This is a genomic window from Halorubrum sp. CBA1229, assembly GCF_003721435.2.
GTDB lineage: Archaea > Halobacteriota > Halobacteria > Halobacteriales > Haloferacaceae > Halorubrum.
This window is the reverse complement of the sequence record NZ_CP054585.1, coordinates 2,063,333-2,080,600: the sequence shown is the minus strand read 5'-3', so window position 1 is coordinate 2,080,600 and position 17,268 is coordinate 2,063,333. Positions and strand designations below refer to the sequence as shown.

18 protein-coding genes are annotated in these 17,268 nt (G+C 70.8%); 13 read left to right on the top strand and 5 right to left on the bottom strand.

Translation table 11 applies throughout. The annotated features are described in order from the left end of the window. Positions 1-2: 2 nt before the first annotated feature. Both Hrr1229_RS10395 and Hrr1229_RS10390 read right to left on the bottom strand, forming a co-directional pair. A complete protein-coding gene (locus tag Hrr1229_RS10395; RefSeq protein WP_123112961.1) occupies positions 3-1,655 on the bottom strand; it encodes an ATP-binding protein in 1,653 nt (550 codons plus the stop codon). 2 nt (positions 1,656-1,657) lie between these two features. Continuing rightward, positions 1,658-2,413: a DUF5806 family protein gene (locus Hrr1229_RS10390; RefSeq protein ID WP_123112962.1), complete on the bottom strand. Its 756-nt coding sequence runs from the start codon at positions 2,411-2,413 to the stop codon at positions 1,658-1,660. Positions 2,414-2,578: 165 nt separating this feature from the next. Between Hrr1229_RS10390 and Hrr1229_RS10385 the strand changes: the two genes are divergently transcribed. The 4 genes from Hrr1229_RS10385 to Hrr1229_RS10370 all read left to right on the top strand — a co-directional run bounded on the left by Hrr1229_RS10385 (position 2,579) and on the right by Hrr1229_RS10370 (position 5,392). After that, positions 2,579-2,947: a universal stress protein gene (locus Hrr1229_RS10385; RefSeq protein WP_123112963.1), complete on the top strand. Its 369-nt coding sequence runs from the start codon at positions 2,579-2,581 to the stop codon at positions 2,945-2,947. Then, the gene (locus tag Hrr1229_RS10380) at positions 2,944-3,513 is read left to right on the top strand and encodes a GNAT family N-acetyltransferase (RefSeq protein WP_123112964.1); all 570 of its coding nucleotides are present in this window, start codon (positions 2,944-2,946) and stop codon (positions 3,511-3,513) included. Before Hrr1229_RS10385 ends, Hrr1229_RS10380 begins: the two co-directional genes overlap by 4 nt. A 196-nt stretch (positions 3,514-3,709) precedes the next feature. Beyond that, entirely contained in the window at positions 3,710-4,333 is a 624-nt protein-coding gene (locus Hrr1229_RS10375) for an adenylate kinase (protein WP_123112965.1), read from the top strand. 147 nt (positions 4,334-4,480) lie between these two features. Next, complete coding sequence (locus Hrr1229_RS10370; protein WP_123112966.1) at positions 4,481-5,392, top strand: DUF106 domain-containing protein; 912 nt, start codon at positions 4,481-4,483, stop codon at positions 5,390-5,392. 61 nt (positions 5,393-5,453) lie between these two features. Here Hrr1229_RS10370 and Hrr1229_RS10365 read toward each other — a convergent pair whose 3' ends face one another. Together Hrr1229_RS10365 and Hrr1229_RS10360 are read right to left on the bottom strand one after the other, a co-directional pair. Beyond that, positions 5,454-6,158, bottom strand: a complete 705-nt coding sequence (locus Hrr1229_RS10365) for a hypothetical protein (RefSeq protein ID WP_123112967.1) — start codon at positions 6,156-6,158, stop codon at positions 5,454-5,456. A 217-nt stretch (positions 6,159-6,375) separates the two neighbouring features. Continuing rightward, positions 6,376-7,725: a carboxylate--amine ligase gene (locus Hrr1229_RS10360; RefSeq protein WP_123112968.1), complete on the bottom strand. Its 1,350-nt coding sequence runs from the start codon at positions 7,723-7,725 to the stop codon at positions 6,376-6,378. Between the two features lie 103 nt (positions 7,726-7,828). Here Hrr1229_RS10360 and Hrr1229_RS10355 point away from each other — a divergent pair, with 103 nt between their 5' ends. Further along, positions 7,829-8,335: a DUF5813 family protein gene (locus tag Hrr1229_RS10355; RefSeq protein ID WP_123112969.1), complete on the top strand. Its 507-nt coding sequence runs from the start codon at positions 7,829-7,831 to the stop codon at positions 8,333-8,335. Between the two features lie 130 nt (positions 8,336-8,465). Continuing rightward, complete coding sequence (locus tag Hrr1229_RS10350) at positions 8,466-8,789, top strand: hypothetical protein (protein ID WP_123114864.1); 324 nt, start codon at positions 8,466-8,468, stop codon at positions 8,787-8,789. A gap of 60 nt (positions 8,790-8,849) precedes the next feature. Here the strand turns inward: Hrr1229_RS10350 and tmk are convergent, their stop codons facing one another. Next, complete coding sequence (gene tmk / locus Hrr1229_RS10345) at positions 8,850-9,449, bottom strand: dTMP kinase (RefSeq protein WP_123112970.1); 600 nt, start codon at positions 9,447-9,449, stop codon at positions 8,850-8,852. A gap of 183 nt (positions 9,450-9,632) precedes the next feature. Here tmk and Hrr1229_RS10340 point away from each other — a divergent pair, with 183 nt between their 5' ends. The 7 genes from Hrr1229_RS10340 (at position 9,633) to Hrr1229_RS10310 (ending at position 17,218) form a co-directional block, all read left to right on the top strand. Further along, positions 9,633-11,036, top strand: a complete 1,404-nt coding sequence (locus Hrr1229_RS10340) for a hemolysin family protein (RefSeq protein ID WP_123114865.1) — start codon at positions 9,633-9,635, stop codon at positions 11,034-11,036. A gap of 72 nt (positions 11,037-11,108) precedes the next feature. After that, a complete protein-coding gene (locus Hrr1229_RS10335; protein ID WP_123112971.1) occupies positions 11,109-11,975 on the top strand; it encodes a universal stress protein in 867 nt (288 codons plus the stop codon). Between the two features lie 106 nt (positions 11,976-12,081). Then, complete coding sequence (locus Hrr1229_RS10330) at positions 12,082-12,978, top strand: complex I NDUFA9 subunit family protein (RefSeq protein WP_123112972.1); 897 nt, start codon at positions 12,082-12,084, stop codon at positions 12,976-12,978. A 157-nt stretch (positions 12,979-13,135) separates the two neighbouring features. After that, positions 13,136-14,314 (top strand): tubulin/FtsZ family protein, encoded by a 1,179-nt coding sequence (locus tag Hrr1229_RS10325; protein WP_176329394.1) that lies wholly within the window; start codon positions 13,136-13,138, stop codon positions 14,312-14,314. A 13-nt stretch (positions 14,315-14,327) separates the two neighbouring features. After that, a complete protein-coding gene (cofC, locus tag Hrr1229_RS10320; RefSeq protein WP_123112974.1) occupies positions 14,328-15,002 on the top strand; it encodes a 2-phospho-L-lactate guanylyltransferase in 675 nt (224 codons plus the stop codon). 84 nt (positions 15,003-15,086) lie between these two features. Continuing rightward, positions 15,087-16,250: a 7,8-didemethyl-8-hydroxy-5-deazariboflavin synthase subunit CofG gene (gene cofG / locus Hrr1229_RS10315; protein WP_123112975.1), complete on the top strand. Its 1,164-nt coding sequence runs from the start codon at positions 15,087-15,089 to the stop codon at positions 16,248-16,250. Between the two features lie 107 nt (positions 16,251-16,357). Beyond that, positions 16,358-17,218, top strand: coding sequence for a mechanosensitive ion channel family protein (locus tag Hrr1229_RS10310; RefSeq protein WP_123112976.1), 861 nt, complete (start codon positions 16,358-16,360; stop codon positions 17,216-17,218). Positions 17,219-17,268: the final 50 nt, after the last annotated feature.

Below are 17,268 nucleotides of genomic sequence, written 5' to 3'. Positions count from 1 at the left end.
GTTCAGTCGTCACCGTCGGCCGCCGGGGCGTCGAGATCAGCGGCGTCGGCGACATCGTCGGAGCCAGCGCCGTCGCCGTCGTCAGGATCAGCTGCATCGCCGTCGCCGCCGGCGTCGTCGAGCTCGTCCCGCTCGACCCCGCGGAACTCGAAGCGCGCGCCGCCGCCGTCGGCGTCGACAAGCTCGACCGACCAGCCGTGCGCGTCGGCCACCTCCGCGACGATCTTCAGCCCGAACCCGGTCCCGTCCTCGTCGGTCGACACGCCCGTGTCGAACACGTCGTCGCGCACCTCGTCGGGGACCCCCGGCCCGTCGTCGGCGACGTAGAAGCCGGTCCCGCCCTCCGCGTCGTCGAGCGCGCCGACCTCGACGCTGACGTCCGCGCCCCCGTGGGTGACCGCGTTGGCGAACAGGTTCTCGAGGGCCTGTCGCAGCCGGCTCCGGTCGGCCCGGAGCACGGGGTCGTCGGCGACGGTCAGCTCGGCGGCGGCGGTGTCGACGCTCTCCCACGACTCCTTGGCGACGGCGCGCAGCGAGACGGCCTCCGTCTCGTCGACGCGTTTCCCCTGTCTGGCGAGCGTCAGCATGTCTTCGACGAGCGCCTCCATCCGTTCGAGCGACCGCTCGACAGCGTCGACCTCCGGCGCCTCCGTCTGCTCCTCGCTCAGGCGCTCGCGGATCAGGTCGAGGTTCCCGGCCGCGACGTTGAGCGGGCTCCGGAGGTCGTGGGAGACGAGGCTGGCGAACTCCTCGAGGCGGTCGCGCTCGCGGGCGATTTCGTCCTCGCGGGCCCGGAGCTGGCGCTCCCGCTCGATCCGGACGAACACCATCGTCACCGTCGCGGCCCAGATCCGCGCGACCGCGAGGTCCGACTTGCCGAACGCGTCGGGCTCCGTGGCGCCGACGTTGATGATCCCGTAGCGGCCGAGCGGGAGGACGAGCTCGCTCCGGATCGGCGAGTCGGCGTTGTACAGGTCCGGCTCCGCGCGGGTGTCGGCGACGTACTCCGGCTCGCCGGAGTCGAACACCTGCCACGAGATGCTCCGCTCGTCGGCCGAGAACGTGGGGTGGTCGCCCACGACCTCGTCGGCGCCGGCGGTCCAGACGACCGGGATGAGAGCCGCCTCGTCCTCGTCGTACAGCCAGATCCCCGCGATCGTGTGACCGAGCACCTCCTCGACGTACTCGACGGCTGCCTCCGCGGCGACCTCTCGGTCGGTCGTCTTCAGGAGGTCCTGCGTCGCCTCGTGGAGCGCCTCCAGCGTCTGCGTCCGTCGGTGCAGTTCGGCCTGCTCGGCGCGCTCCGCGCGGACGTCGACGAGCGTGACGACCAGGTACGTCTCCCCGTCGCGTTCGAACGGGCCGAGGCTGAGCGTCACCGGCACTTCCGTGCCGTCCGCGCGGCGCGCGTGCAGGTCGAGGCTCGCCGACATCGAGCGTGGCTCCGGGTCGACGACGTACCGGTGGACCTCGCGACCGGCCGCGCCGCTGTCGGGATCGAACAGCAGCGTCTCGAACTCCCGCCCCTCCAGCTCGTCGGGGTCGTATCCGAGCACCGACTCGGTGCGCTCGTTGGCCGCGCGGATGACCCCCTCGGCGTCGATGATCAGGACCGCGTCCGGGATGCCGTCGAGCGCCTCGGGGAATCGCTCCATCGTCAGTCCTCCGCCGGCTCGTGGACGTGCCCGCACTCCGGGCACCGAACCTCCTCGCCGCGGAGGTCGGCCGAGGAGGCGCGCACCTCGCGCATCACCTCGCTGATCTTGTCTTCGGCCTCCAGCTCGTCGGCGACGGCGAGGTCGACCCCCTCGACCTCGAGGAGGAACTTCGCGACCTCCGTCACCTCGTACATCATCTCGTCGAGGTCCTCGGCGGTGAAGAAGCCGGACATCGCCCCGTAGAGGAACGTGGCGCCCGCCTTCGTCACCTTCTCCTCGAAGGAGTAGCGCGCCTGGTTGACCGCCTGCGGGGTGTACGTGTCGGTCATGAAGGGGACGAGCTCGGGGAGGTTCTCGCCGATCTTCGTCATCTCGACGCCCGTCTCGGTGCGGAAGTCGGCGCAGAGCCGCGCGATCGCCCACTCGCGGGCCGTGACGTACGTCCGGTCGCGGAGGAAGTCGTTGACGCGCTCGTAGCGGGCGCCGTCCATCTTCTTGAACCGCTCGTACTTGCGGACCTCCGGCGGGACGTCGGCGGTCGCGTCGCCGCCGGCCGCGGGTTCGTCACCGTCGGTGGCGGTAGCGTCGCTGTCGGCGGCAGCGTCGCTGTCGGCGGCAGGTTCGTCGCCGTCGGCATCTCGCGGCGGGGGCGACTCGTCGAGGGACCCCGGAGCCCCCTCGTCTCCGGCCGGCGGCTCGCCGTCGGGGTCCGACCCCGCGGCGTCGTCCGACGCGGGACCGGGCTGGTCGTTCATGGTGGTATCAACCCGACCCCCGAACAAAAGGGTTGCCGCTGGGAGCGGCGGCGAGGCGCGACGGGCGCGCCGGCGTCGACCGAAGCGGCGGCGCTGGTCCGCCAGCCGGCGGCGAGCGTCGCCCGCGGAGAACCACTTTTGTACCGTCGTGTGGACGTGCGTCGTATGAAGGTGCTCTGCGGGATCGGCGGTAGCGACGACTCGTTCCGCGCGCTCGATCAGACCGTCGAGCGGGCGGCGGTCGCGAACGACGATCTCACGGTGGCGGTGGTCGACAACGAGGACTCGTCGGTCGCTCCCGACGAGGTGATACAGCGTGCCCGGGAGGCGATCGACGACGCGGGAATCGACGCCGACGTGAGGCGAGTCGAGGGCGACCCCGGGAGCAGACTGGTTGAAATCGCCGAACGGGAGGAGTTCGAGAAGATCGTCCTCGGCGGGGGCCACACCAGCCCGATGGGGAAGATCACGCTCGGACCGATCGCGGAGTTCGTCCTGTTGAACGCCAAGACGTCGGTCACGCTGGTCAGATGAGCGACCGACGCTACCCGGACGCGGCCGCCGACGACTTCCCCGCCCCTCCCACCGAGTTCACCGACCGGGAGGATCGGACGGTCGAGATACGGCCGTACGGCGGCTCCGAGGCCGCGTACGAGTCGCTCGTCGAGATGTACGACGCCTTCGACCCGTCCGACCGCGCGCAGGGGATCCCCCCCGGCGGAGAGAAGCGCATCCGCGAGTGGTTAGACGCGATCCTCGACGACGACTGTTACAACGTGATCGCGTGGTGCGGCGACCAGGTCGCGGGGCACGCGACGCTGGTGCCCGACGGCGACGCCTACGAGCTGGCGATCTTCGTCCATCAGGAGTACCAGCGCGCCGGGATCGGCACCCACCTCATCCGCGGCCTGCTCGGCCACGGGCAGGCGGAGGGGGTCGAGAAGGTGTGGCTCACCGTCGAGCGGTGGAACCGCGCGGCCGTCTCGCTGTACAAGAAGATCGGCTTCGAGACCTCCAACGCCGAGAGCTTCGAGCTGGAGATGGGGCTCCGGCTGAACGAGGACGAGGAGGACGGGACCGACGAAGACGACGAGGGGTGAGAGCCGGCGAGAGCGACAACGGCCGAGGAGCCGGCGAGGGCGACAACGATCGAGAAGCCAGGGAGAGCGACGATAACAGGGAATACGACGATAGCGAGGCGAATACGGCCATCGCATCCGTGAGCGCGCCGACCGGCGGCACCCCTCGCTCGCCGGGATCTTCAAGCCTTTACGTGCGGCGGGCGAGCGCTCCGGTATGAGTCATCGAATCCTTCTGCTGGGGGCGCCCGGTGCCGGAAAGGGGACGCAGAGCGCGAAGCTCGCCGACGAGTACGGCGTCGAGCACGTCACGACCGGCGACGCGCTCCGCGCGAACAAGGACATGGAGACGGAGTACGGCACGCCGCGCTCGTTCATGGAGGCGGGCGAGCTCGTCCCCGATCCGGTCGTCAACGAGATCGTCGAGGCCGCGCTCGACGACGCCGACGGGTTCGTGCTCGACGGCTACCCGCGCAACCTCGATCAGGCCGAGTACCTCTCGGAGATCACCGAGCTCGACGCAGTCGTCTTTCTCGACGTCGACGAGGAGGTGCTCGTCGACCGACTCACCGGCCGCCGGGTGTGCGACGACTGCGGCGCGAACTTCCACGTCGACTTCCAGCCGCCCGAGGAGGCGGGCGTCTGCGACGAGTGCGGCGGCGAGCTGATCCAGCGCGACGACGACACCGAGGAGACCGCCCGCGAGCGGCTCCAGGTCTTCTACGACAACACCGAGCCCGTGATCGACCACTTCCGCGACGAGGGCGTCCTCGTCGAGGTCGACGGCGAGGCGGCCCCGGACGAGGTCTTCGCCCGGATCCGCGACGTCGTCGAGGCGTAACGCTGGAGCGCGGTGAGCGGCCGCGACGCCGGCTGCGGTATCGGCCGCGGCCCGACACACCGGCTGCGGTATCGGCCGCGGCCCGACACACCGGCCGCGACGCCGATCCTACAAGGTTCTTAACCGTCGACCGCTAACCGACCGATAATGAGTAAGGTCGAACGGAGAGTCCGCTCGCTCGTCAGCGAGGACGGCGAGATGCGGGACGCCTTGGAGATCGTCCTCGACCGCGCCACCGACGGCGAGGTCCAGTGGGTCGACGTCCGCGACGAGATCACCAGCGGCCAGTGGGGCCGCCTCATCGAGAAGGAGATCCTCGTCGACGGCGAGCGCGGCTTCGCGCTCGCGGACCCCGACGAGATCGAGGCGGGACTGAGCGAGGACGACGGGAGCGGCGGTGGCGGCGACGTCGAGACCCCCGAGACGACGTCGTGGACGAAGTGGGACAAGCTCGCCGGCGTCGCGACGCTCGGCGCCTTCGTCGGGTACGCCGTCGGACCGGTCCGGGACACGATCGCGGGGGCGATCGACGTCGTCCTCGGGCCCCTGCTGAACGTCGTCCCCTTCTACGTAGTCATCATGGTGATCGCGCTCGGGACCGGGATGTACTCCACGCTCCTGCGCGCGGGACTCATGGACATGGAGAAGATGAGCCAGTACCAAGAGCGGATGCAGGACATCCAGGAGCGCCGCAAGGAGGCGAAGGAGCGCGACGACGACGCGGCGTTAGACGCCATCCAAGAGGAGCAGATGGACGCGATGGGCGACCAGCTCGGGATGTTCAAAGAGCAGTTCCGCCCGATGGTGTGGATCATGTTCCTCACCATCCCGGCGTTCCTCTGGATGTTCTGGGTGATCGGCTACCGCGGGTCCGACTCCGCGTACCCGGAGATCGCGGCCCAAGAGCTCGTGGTGCCGCTCGCCGGGACCGTCACGTGGGACACGGGGATCGTCGGTCCGATCCAGATGTGGATCCTCTGGTACTTCCTGTGCTCGATGGCGTTCACCCAGCTCGTCCAGAAGAGCCTCAACATCCAGATGTCGCCGTCGACGTCGTAATTCCGCGTACAACGCGCCGTTCGTGCCGGCAGCCGCGGATTCCGCCGGCCCCGACTCTTTCTCAGGTATCGGTCGCGGCGTTCCGGATCGTCTCGAGAGCGACTCCGAGAGCGAGTGCGCCGACGAACAGGAGGACGGTTCCCCCGACGACGGCCGTTTCGGCGATCCGCGGGATTTGCTCTGTGACCGAGACGAACACGCGGACGTCGAGCGCGACCACGCCGACGGCGCCGACCCCGTTGAACGCCATGTCGAGGACCGTATCGCGGAGCCCGTAGTACTCGAGCACCGGCGGTCTGTCGATGTACTCGCCGAGTTCGCGGGCGGCCAGCTCCACGAACTCCCAGACGACGCCGGCACCGAGCGTGAACAGGACGGTGAAGAGGGCCGCGTAGGGATCCGCGACCTGCGATCCGAGCGGGGACGGGACCTGGAGGCTCGCGTAGACGAGTGCCGCGACGAGAGCGGCGGAGACGGCGTGCGTGAGATGGTCCCACCAGGAGACGGTGTCGTACCATCCCAGCATCCCCAGCATGTGAAGGAACCCCGCGACGGCGATCCACGCGGAGAGCGCGGGCCCGAACGCGACGTCCGCCCCGCTCCGGAACGCGATCGCGATTTCGGCGAGCGTCGGAAGGGCGGCGACGACGAGAGACGCGATCCCGTTCACGACCGCTTGGAGGTTCCGAGTCAGCGACCCGATCAGGACCGTGCCGAAGATCCCCGTCAAGAAGACGTAGAACGCAATTTGCAGAACGTTCGTCATGGGGTGGCGGGCCGGAGTGTGGCGTAGTGGTCGACGTGTTCGGGGAGTTCTCGCGGTCTGCTCACGCTCTCGTGTCCTCGGAGGGAGTGCGTTCCGCATCGAGCCGTGCGGTAATGGTCTCTTCGATCACATCGAGCGACCGTGTGCTCGGGCGCGCGGTCGGCGGAGGTTCCGAGCGTGCTTTGGCTGCCCCCACGGAAGAATGACCGCCGCCCGCTCAGCAGGCGCAGTAGTACTCGCGGTCGACGAACTCCGTCTCGAACAGCTTCGCGGCCGGGCCGGGGTCGGAGGGTCGGTACGCCCCGGTCGTCAGATCGCCCTCGCGCTCGAACGCGCCGGAGACGAGCCGCCGCCAGTCGGCGGGTGACAGCTGGTCCCAGAACGCGTCGTCGCCCGCTAAAAGAGAGAGGTAATCGCGGAGGAACACCCACCGCGTCGGCTCGGTTCCGGACGACTCGTACGTCGCGTCGGTGACCGCGGCGTAGGCGGCCATCGGGAGGTTCGCGCCCGCGGCGACCGGCATACCGATCCACTTCCACGGGCGGGTGTTGACGTCGAGCAGGAGGAACTCGTCGCGGTCGGCGTCGTAGACGAACTCGGCCTCGCTGATCCCGTGGTAGCCGGCGTCGTCGAGCACCGCGAGGGCCCGCCCCTCGATGGCGGGCTCGTCGGCCGTCTCGACCAGACAGGAAGTCCCGAACTGTTGGGGGTACCGGACCGCCGCGTTGCCGACGACCGCGAGGGCGTCGTCGGTCCCCGAGGGCGGCACGTACGACGCGAGCGAGTGGTCCCGACCGGTCGCGACCTCGACGCGCTTCTGCGCCATCACGGCGATCCCCTCGTCGCTCGCGGCCGCCACGACGTCCGCCAGCTCGTCGCGGTCGGCGACCTCGATCACGTTGGTGCCGAGCGCCTCCTCGAAGTCGCGCTTGAGCTCGGGTTTCACCACCAGCGGGAAGCCGAGCGCCGCGGCGGCCTCCTCGACCGTGGCGTCCGCCTTCCGCGTCGCCGCGTCCGCGGTCTCCGCCAGCCGATACGTCTCCGGGTACGGGACGCCGAGCGCCTCGCAGGTCGCGTACAGCTCGGACTTGTTCAACACGTCGTCGAGCGTGTCGACCCCGGAGAAGGGGAGCCGGACGCCGTCGGGGTCGGCCTCGGCGTACGCCAGCGCCCACTCGTCCATGCAGCCGAACGCGACCGCCTCGGTCCCCGCGGCGTCGACGACCGCCTCCACGTCCTCGCGGAACCCGTCGAGGTCGTCGAGGGGGTAGGTGACCGCGCCCGCGAAGTCGACCGCGTCGGAGGGCGGGGCGAGGCCGTCGTGGCGGACCGCGTCGGCGTTCCCGCCCGGGTCGCCCGCGCCGGACGCGTCGGCTCCACCGTCACCCCCGCCCGCGCCGTCGCCGGCGCGGTCGAGCGCGATCACGGGCACGTCGTGGGCGTCGAGCGCGCGCGCGACGCCGAGTCCGGTCACGTGGGCGTTGCTGACGAGGGCCGGCGGACGGTCGAAGGAGGCGTCCGCGAGCGCGTCGATCAGCGCTTCCGTCGAGAGGAACTGCGCTGCCATACGCCGCGTTGCTCGTCCGGGTACAAAGGGCCACCAGTAGCGGCCCGGCGTGCCACTACCGGTGACGCAACGCGCTTTTGGTCGCGCCGCGCCTCCCTCCGGTATGAGCGAGACCGATCTGCCGGGCCGAGTCCGCCGCGCGTTCGCGGACCACGGCTCCTTCGAGCCCGCGGACGGGGAGGGCGTGTGGACCTCGGAAACGACCGCGTTCGACGGGGAGGTGCGCGCCGAGCCCGCGGGAGACGGCCGGGTGCGGTTCGCCGTCACCGTCCGGGTGCCGACCCTCTCGGCGGCGACCGCCGACGAGGTCGCCGACGTGGTCGAGGAGGGGTGGGCCGAGACGTTCGAGCTCCGCGTCGTCGACGTCGGCGGCGTGACGCGCGCCGAGCGCGAGTTCGACCCGCAAGTCGCGGTCGGGGACGACGAGATCGCCGTCGAGTTCGAGCTGACCGACATCAACGAGCGGCGCGGCGTCGACGACGCGGGGGCGCTCATCGACTTCGTCGAGGGGACCTACGTGCAGGGCGTGATCCCGGGCTACGAGTACGTCGACCCCGTGGCGGGGCTGCTGTCGGCGGCGCGCCGGCAGGGGAACGACGGGGGATTTTAAAAGGGAGCGGCGGCGGATCGGAACCCAGAGACGACGGCGCGTTCCGATCGGCTTCGCGGGCGGTAGTTTTTAAATGGGCCGCCGCCGCGCCGGCCGATAGGGGCAAATGGCGGGAGCCCGTACGGCGGGTATGCTCGCGCTGATCGGGTACGTCAGCCTCCTCGCCCTGATGGCGTTCCACACCTTGGTCGTCGGGGTGACGACCCGCTTCTTCCGGCTTCGACTGTCGACGTCGTGGGGGTCGGTGGTGTACACGATCGTGTTGACACCGATGCTCCTGTTTATCTCGACGCTCGTGTTCACCGGCCTGTTCAACGTCGGCGCCGGCGTCGTCCTCGGCAGCACGACCGTCCTCTTCGGACTGCTCGTCTTCCTGCCGCTCGTGCTCGGCGCGGCCATCGACTACCTCTACGTGCCCTCCCCGGAGGAGTACGAGCTCCCGGACACGCAGTAGCGGAGGGACGGATCGGCCTCGCCCGGGGCGGCGGCGGCCTGTTCTTCGATCGGCGGCGACCTATGCTTCGACCAGCTCGTCGATGACCTCCTCGACGCGGGCCGTGACGACCTCTGGCGACCGCGTCGCGTCGACGCGCACGAACCGGTCCGGCTCCGCGTCGATCAGCCGCTCGTAGTTGTCCCGGACCGCCGCGAGGTAGCCGTCCTGCTCGAACTTGTTCGTCCGGCCCGCGCGCTCGGCGGCGGTGCGGGCGTCCAGGTCGAGGTAGACCGTCGCGTCGGGCGGCCGCGAGAACGGCGCGTGGATCTCTTTTATGTATTCGAGCGGGTCGGTCCCGTCGAGGGCGACGTCGCTCGCGTCGAGCGTCGCGGCCTGATAGGCGAACCGGGAGTCGGAGTAGCGGTCGGAGACGACGAGGTCGCCGTCGGCGAGCGCGGGCGCGACCGTCCCGGAGAGGTGATTCGCGTGGTCGGCGGTCAGCAGGAACAGCTCCGCCAGCGGGTCGGCGTCGTCGACCGCGATGGACCGGTCGACCGCCTCGCCGTACCAGCTGTCGGTGGGCTCGCGGGTGAACGTCGCGTCGGGGTAGGCGTCGCGGAGCGCCTCCCAGACGGTCGTCTTCCCGCTCCCGTCGAGCCCCTCCAGCGTGATCAGCATGCCCGCGCTCGGGCGCGGCGGGGAATAAACGGTCCGGGTTCCGCGAGCGCGACCGCCTCGCGGTCGGCGAGCGCGTCGGCGAGGAGGGCCGCGGCCGGCGACGCCGCCCTTTTTAGTGTCGTGCCGACGAACCGGCGGCATGGTCTGCGACTCCCCTGCGCTCCGATCGACACGGAGGCACCGATGGTAGCCGTCGCGGTCTCCGTCGGCCGAGTGGTCGGCGCGCTGGTGTTGGTCGTCTTGAACGGCTTCTTCGTCGCGTCGGAGTTCGCGTTCGTCCGGGTCCGGTCGACCTCGGTCGAGCAGCTCGCCGCGGAGGGCCGCCCCGGGTCGGGCGCGCTCCAGGACGTGATGGGGAGCCTCGACGACTACCTCGCGGCGACCCAGCTCGGGATCACGCTCGCATCGCTCGGGCTCGGGTGGATCGGCGAGCCCGCGGTGGCCGCGCTCATCGAGCCGGTGCTCGGGACCGTGCTCCCCGAGAGCGCCGTCCACCTCGTCGCGTTCGCGATCGGGTTCAGCGTCATCACGTTCCTCCACGTGGTGTTCGGCGAGCTGGCGCCGAAGACGATCGCCATCGCGCAGGCCGAGCGAATGGCGCTGCTGCTCGCCCCGCCGATGAAGCTCTCGTACTACCTGTTCTCGCCAGGCATCGTCGTGTTCAACGGGGCCGCGAACGCCTTCACGCGCGCCATCGGCGTCCCGCCGGCCTCGGAGACCGACGAGACGATGGAAGAGCGGGAGATCCGACGCGTCCTCGCGCGCTCCGGCGAGGCGGGCCACGTCGCCGACGCCGAAGTCGAGATGATAGACGCCGTCTTCGAACTCGACGACACCGTGGTCCGGGAGGTGATGGTCCCCCGGCCGGACGTGACCAGCATCCCGGCCGACGCCGACCTCGCCGCGATCCGCGCGACCGTGCTCGACGCGGGCCATACCCGATACCCGGTGGTGGCGGCCGACGACGCCGACCGGGTGGTCGGCTTCGTGGACGTGAAGGACGTGCTGCGCGCCGGCGAGGCCGGCGACGAGTCGGCGACGGCCGCGGACCTCGCGCGCGACCTGGTCGTCGTCCCCGAGACGACGACCATCGGCGACCTCCTCGTCCAGTTCCGCGAGGAGCACCGCCAGATGGCCGCAGTCGTCGACGAGTGGGGCGCCTTCGAGGGGATCGTGACCGTGGAGGACGTGACGGAGGCGCTCGTCGGCGACCTCCGCGACGAGTTCGACGCCGACCACGGCGAGCACACGATCCGGGCCCAGGAGGGCGGCGCGTACGAGGCCGACGGCTCCGTCTCGCTGTCCGTCGTCAACGACGCCCTCGGGACCGACCTCGAGGGCAACGGGTACGAGACGCTCGGCGGACTGGTGTTAGACCGGCTCGGCCGCACGCCGGAGACGGGCGACGTCGCCGAGGCCGGCGGCCACCGCTTCGAGGTCACGGCCGTCGACGGCGCCCGGATCTCGACCGTGCAGATCGACCGGATCGACGGCGGTGAGGGGTCGGAAGGTGGGGATGGCAGGAGCGTCGACACCGGTGGCGACGGCGGAGACCCCGACGACAACGCCGATCGGACCAGCGAGTAGGGGGCGCCGACGAGCGGGAGACTCACACCGCGGCGCGGGCGTTTTTTATGAGTCGGTCGCGACTCTCCGCGTATGTTCGACCGGATCCTGTTCCCGACCGACGGCGGCGACGGGGCGGACGCGGCGTTCGACCACGTCCTCGACCTCGCGGCTGACCACGACGCGACGGTCCACGTCCTCAACGTCGCCGACACGACCCACGACAGCGTCACGCGGGTCGGCCGAGACGTGGTCGACGTGCTCGAACAGGAGGGCGAGGAGGTCGTCGAGGCGGCCGCGGACCGGGCTGCGGACCGCGGCGTCGAGACCGTCACGGCCGTGCTCCAGGGCGGCGTCGCCGAAACGATCGTCGCGTACGCGGCCGACCACGAGGCGGACCTGATCGCCATGCCGACCCGCGGGCGAACGGGGCTCGACCGGCTGCTCCTCGGGAGCACGACGGAACACGTCGTGCGTCGGTCGACCGTTCCGGTGCTCAGCCTCAGACCGGACGGCGAGCCGGCGCGGTATCCCTACCGGAACGTCCTCGTGCCGACCGACGGGAGCGACCGCGCCGACGAGGCGCTCGACCGCGCCGTGGCGCTGGCGTCCCGGAGCGGCGCGACGCTCCACCTGTTCTCCGTCGTCGACATCGGCAGCGTCGGGGCCGAGGCGTACTCGGGCACCGACGCCCTCGTGTCGGCGGCCGAGGAGGCCGTCGCGGAGGCCGCCGACGTCGCCGAGGCGGCGGGCGTGGAGACGGTCGAGCGCGCCGAAGTCGGCTCGTCGGCCGCCCGGGGAATCCAGTCGTACCTCGCGGACCACGACCTCGACCTCGTGGTCATGGGCACGCGCGGGCGGACGGGCGTCGAGCGCTACCTGCTCGGGAGCGTCGCCGAGCGCACCGTCCGGACCTCCCCCGTCCCGGTGTTGACGGTGCCGGACGACGAGTCGGAGTGAGGCGGAGGGCCGACCGCGCCCGGTGCGCGTCGTCGATCGCCGGCGCGTGGCCGCCTCCGTCTGACGCCGCGGTAGGTTTACGGGCGTTCCTCGCCTTACTGCGTGCATGAAAGTGTTGGTGGCAGGCGGAACCGGATTCATCGGGTCGTACCTCTGTCGCGCGCTCGCCGAGAGAGGCCACGACGTGACGGCCCTCGCGCGGTCGGGCGGGGAGCCGTCCGAGGGCGTCGACGTCGCCACGGGAGACGTCACGGACTACGACTCGATCGCCGGGGCGGTCGAGGGACAGGACGCCGTGGTGAATCTGGTCGCGCTCTCGCCGCTGTTCGAGCCGAAGGGGGGTAACGTGATGCACGACCGCATCCACCGGGGCGGGACGGAGAACCTCGTGCGCGCCGCCGAGGACGCCGGCGTCGAGGGGTTCCTCCAGCTGAGCGCGCTCGGGGCCGACCCCGACGGCGACACGGCGTACATCCGGGCGAAGGGCCAGGCGGAGGAGATCGTCCGCGAGAGCGACCTCGACTGGACGATCTTCCGCCCCTCGGTCGTCTTCGGCGAGGGCGGAGAGTTCGTCTCGTTCACCAAGCGGCTGAAGGGGATGTTCGCGCCCGGCGTCCCGCTGTACCCGCTCCCGGGCGGCGGGAAGACCCGGTTCCAGCCGATCCACGTGGAGGACCTCGTGCCGATGCTGGCCGACGCGCTGGAGGACGACGAACACGTCGGCGAGACGTACGAGATCGGCGGTCCGGAGACGCTGACGCTCCGGCAGGTGACCGACCTCGTGTACGAGGCCGAGAAGAAGGGCGTCACCATCGTCCCGCTGCCGATGCCGCTCGCCAAGGTCGGCCTGACGGTGCTCGGCGCCGTCCCCGGCTTCCCGATGGGGCCCGACCAGTACCGGTCGTTGCAGTTCGACAACACGACCGCCGACAACGACATCGCCGCCTTCGGCGTCGAGACCGACGAACTGACCACGCTCGCCGCGCACCTCGGCGTCCGATGACGGGGACGATCCCGGGACGGGACGGCGATCCGACGGTCGACGCCGCGGCCGCGGCGCCGTTCGTGTCAACGAGGTGGATATCAGCGATGGTAACGCCAACCGAAGGCTTAAATACTCCATCACGTTCTGTTCATTTCAAAGGCGGAGGGAGCACACGATGAAACTTGCAATGATCGGATTCGGACAGGCGGGGGGGAAAGTTGTCGACAAGTTCCTGGAGTACGACAAACGGACGGGATCGGAGATCGTCCGTGCGGCCGCGGCCGTCAACACGGCCAAGGCCGATCTCATGGGCCTCGAGCACATCGCCGAGGACCAGCGCGTGCTCATCGGGCAGTCCCGGGTGAAGGGCCACGGGGTCGGCGCGGACAACGAGCTCGGCGCGGAGATCGCCGAGGAGGACATCGACGAGGTGCAGGGGGCCATCGACTCGATCCCGGTCCACGAGGTCGACGCGTTCCTCGTCGTCGCCGGGCTCGGCGGCGGCACCGGCTCCGGGGGGGCGCCGGTGCTCGCGAAACACCTCAAGCGGATCTACACCGAGCCCGTCTACGGGCTCGGCGTCCTACCGGGCAGCGACGAGGGGGGCATTTACACCCTCAACGCGGCCCGCTCGTTCCAGACGTTCGTCCGCGAGGTGGACAACCTGATGGTGTTCGACAACGACGCCTGGCGGAAGACGGGCGAGTCCGTCCAGGGCGGCTACGAGGAGATCAACGAGGAGATCGTCCGGCGGTTCGGTATCCTCTTCGGCGCGGGCGAGATCCAGCAGGGCCAGGAGGTCGCCGAGAGCGTCGTCGACTCCTCGGAGATCATCAACACGCTCTCCGGCGGCGGCGTCTCCACGGTCGGCTACGCGGAGGAGGAGGTCGAGGAGCGTTCCTCCGGCGGGCTGCTCTCGCGGCTCCGCAACGACGACGGGGAAGACGAGCTCGACAGCGCGCACACCACGAACCGCATCACCAGCCTCGTCCGCAAGGCGGCGCTGGGCCGGCTCACGCTCCCCTGCGAGATCGAGGGCGCCGAGCGCGCGCTGCTCGTGCTCGCGGGGCCGCCGGAGTACCTCAACCGGAAGGGCATCGAGCGCGGCCGGAAGTGGCTCGAAGAGCAGACCGGCTCGATGGAGGTCCGCGGCGGGGACTACCCGTACCGCGGCGCGGGCTTCGTCGCGACCGTGATCCTGCTGGCGGGCGTCACGAACGTCCCGCGGATCAAGGAGCTCCAGCAGGTCGCCATCGAGGCGCAGGACAACTTAGACGAGATCCGCGAGGAGAGCGACGAGAACCTCGACGAGCTCGTCAGCGACGACAGCGACGAGCTGGAATCCCTGTTCTAGGGCGACCCTCCCGATGGAGGTCCTCGTCCCGTTCTCGACCGACCGCCCCAAGTCCCGACTCTCGGGCGCTCTCGACCCCGACGAGCGGGCGGCGTTCTCGCTCGCGATGCTCCGGGACGTCCTCGACGCGGTCCGCGCGGCCGGCGGCGACCCGCGGGTGCTCGCGACGGGGCCGGTCGACGCCGATCTGGAGTGTCCCGTCGACGTCGACGAGCGGCCGCTGACCGACGCGGTCAACGCGGCGCTCGACGCTCACTTCGATGAGTCACCAGAGGGTGCGACACCCGTCGCCGTCGTCATGGCGGACCTCGCGCTCGCGACGCCGGCGGCGCTCCGGGAGCTGTTCGCGGCCGGGCGCGAGGCGGACGTCGCGATCGCGCCCGGCCGCGGCGGTGGGACGAACGCGTTCGTCGCGAGCTCTCCCGATTTCCGGGTCGATTACCACGGCGCCTCCTACCTCGACCACCGGCGGATCGCCGCGGAGGTCGGCGCGGGCGTCGCGGTCGTCGACTCCCACCGGCTCGCGACCGACGTGGACGAGCCCGCGGACCTCGCCGAGGTGCTGATCCACGCCGAGGCGGACGGCGAGGGCGGCGGTAGCGGTGGGAGCGAAGCGGCGCGGTGGCTCCGCGACGCCGGCTTCGCGCTCGACGCGGCGGGCGGACGGGTCGGCGTCGAGCGGGAGTAGGAGGCCGGCGGACGGGTCGGCGTCGAGCGGGAGTAAAGCGCCGCGACCGCGATCCTTTTTGAACCGCGAGCGTGAGGGACGGACGTGTTCACGGCGGCCGACGAGTACGGGATCGACTTATCGCTCGACGCGGACCGCGTCGAGCGGCTGCTCTCGGTGACGCCCGCCGACGTCGATCCCGCCGAGCGGCTCACCTTCGCGCGAAACGTCTTCGTGCCGCTGACGACCGCCTGTCGGTACACCTGCACCTACTGCACCTACTACGACGTCCCCGGCGAGGCCTCCCTGCTCTCGCCCGAGGAGGTCCGCGAGCGCTGTCGCGTCGGCGCCGACGCCGGCTGCACGGAGGCGCTGTTCACGTTCGGCGACGAGCCGGACGACCGGTACACGGAGATCCACGCGCAGCTCGGCGAGTGGGGGTTCGACTCGGTCCACGACTATCTCTACCGGGCCTGCGAAATCGCCCTGGAGGAGGGGCTGCTCCCGCACTCGAACCCCGGCGACCTCACGGAGGCGCAGTTCGCGGCGCTCCGCGAGGTGAACGCCTCGATGGGCGTCATGCTGGAGACGACCGCCGACGTCGACGCCCACAGCGGGGGCCGCCGGAAGACCCCCGGCCAGCGGCTCAACACGATCCGGGCGGCGGGCCGACAGGGCGTGCCGTTCACCACCGGCATCCTCGTCGGCATCGGCGAGGGCTGGCGCGACCGCGCGGAGAGCCTGCTCGCGATCCGCGAGCTCCACGAGCGCCACGGGCACGTCCAGGAGGTGATCGTGCAGAACGTCGTCCCGAACGAGCGGTCGGACTTCGCGAAGCCGGACCTGTCGACGATGCGCCGCGTCGTCGCGATGGCCCGGGCCGCGCTCCCGCCGGAGGTGTCGGTGCAGGTGCCGCCGAACCTCTCGCCCGCGGCCGACCTCGTTGGCTGCGGGATCGACGACCTCGGGGGCGTCTCGCCGGTGACGGACGACTACATCAACCCGGCCTACGAGTGGCCCGACCTCGACGGGCTCCGAGCGGTCGCCGACGCCGGCGGGATGCCCCTTCGCGAGCGGCTCCCGACCTACGCGCGATACCTCCCGGACGGCGTCCGCCCGGCGGGCGTCGACCCCGCCCCGGCGCCGACCGGCCGCGACGCGTGGATCCCGCCGGCGGTCCGCGAGCGGATCCGCGCGGGCGACGTCCACGGGCGGCGGCTCCGCGGGGTCGCGCGGGGTGACGGGCCGCTCGCGGTCCGCGGCGACTGATCGGGACCAGATTCGCGGATCGCGCCGGCTCCGAAGCGGGCGACCGCCCCCGATAAACAACTGCGCTGCCAGTAGCTTCTTTAAATACCCCTCCGAAGGGATGTGTGATGCTACCACTACAGTTCGGCGGTGCCGGATTGAGCGCGGCGCTGGCGGGGGTCCTGTTTTCGGTGACGCTGTTCCTCGTCGGGTTCGTCGGCGTGTTGCTGCTGGGGAAGGTCCTGCTCGTGCCCGCGGTCGAGCGGGTACTGAGTTCGCGCGGGTTCGACGGGGCCGTTCGCAGCCTCGGATCGAGCGTGACGAACGCCGTCGTCTGGGTCGCGGCGATCGCCATCGGGTTCACGATGGCCGGCTACGGCGCGTTCCTCTCGGCGTTCGCCGTCTTCGGCGGCGCCATCGCGCTCGCGATCGGCTTCGCCGCCCAAGACCTCCTCGGCAACTTCGTCGCCGGGATCTTCATCCTGAAGGACAAGCCGTTCGAGGTCGGCGACTGGATCGAGTGGGACGGGAACGCCGGGCGCGTCGAGGACATCGACCTGCGCGTCTCGCGGGTCCGGACGTTCGACAACGAGCGGATCACGGTGCCGAACGGCGACCTCGCGAACAGCGCCGTCACGAACCCGGTCGCCTACGAGACGCTGCGCCAGAAGTTCGTCTTCGGGATCGGCTACGACGACGACATCGCGCAGGCGACCGACATCATCACGGAGAAGGCGGAGGCTCACGAGGAGATCCTCGACGACCCGGGCGTCTCCGTCCGGCTCGTCGAGCTCGGCGACTCGGCCGTGGGGCTCCAGTCGCGCTGGTGGATCGACGACCCGGACCGCGGGGACTTCGTCCGGGTGCGCTCGGAGTACGTCACCGCGGTGAAGGAGGCGTTCGACGAGGCCGGCATCGACATGCCGTACGTCCACCGGCAGCTCACCGGCAGCGTCGAGGTGCTCGAGTCCGTCGCCGACGACGAGTAACGAGACGGCCCCGCCGCGGGACGGTCCCGCCACGAGGCGGTGGACCGCCC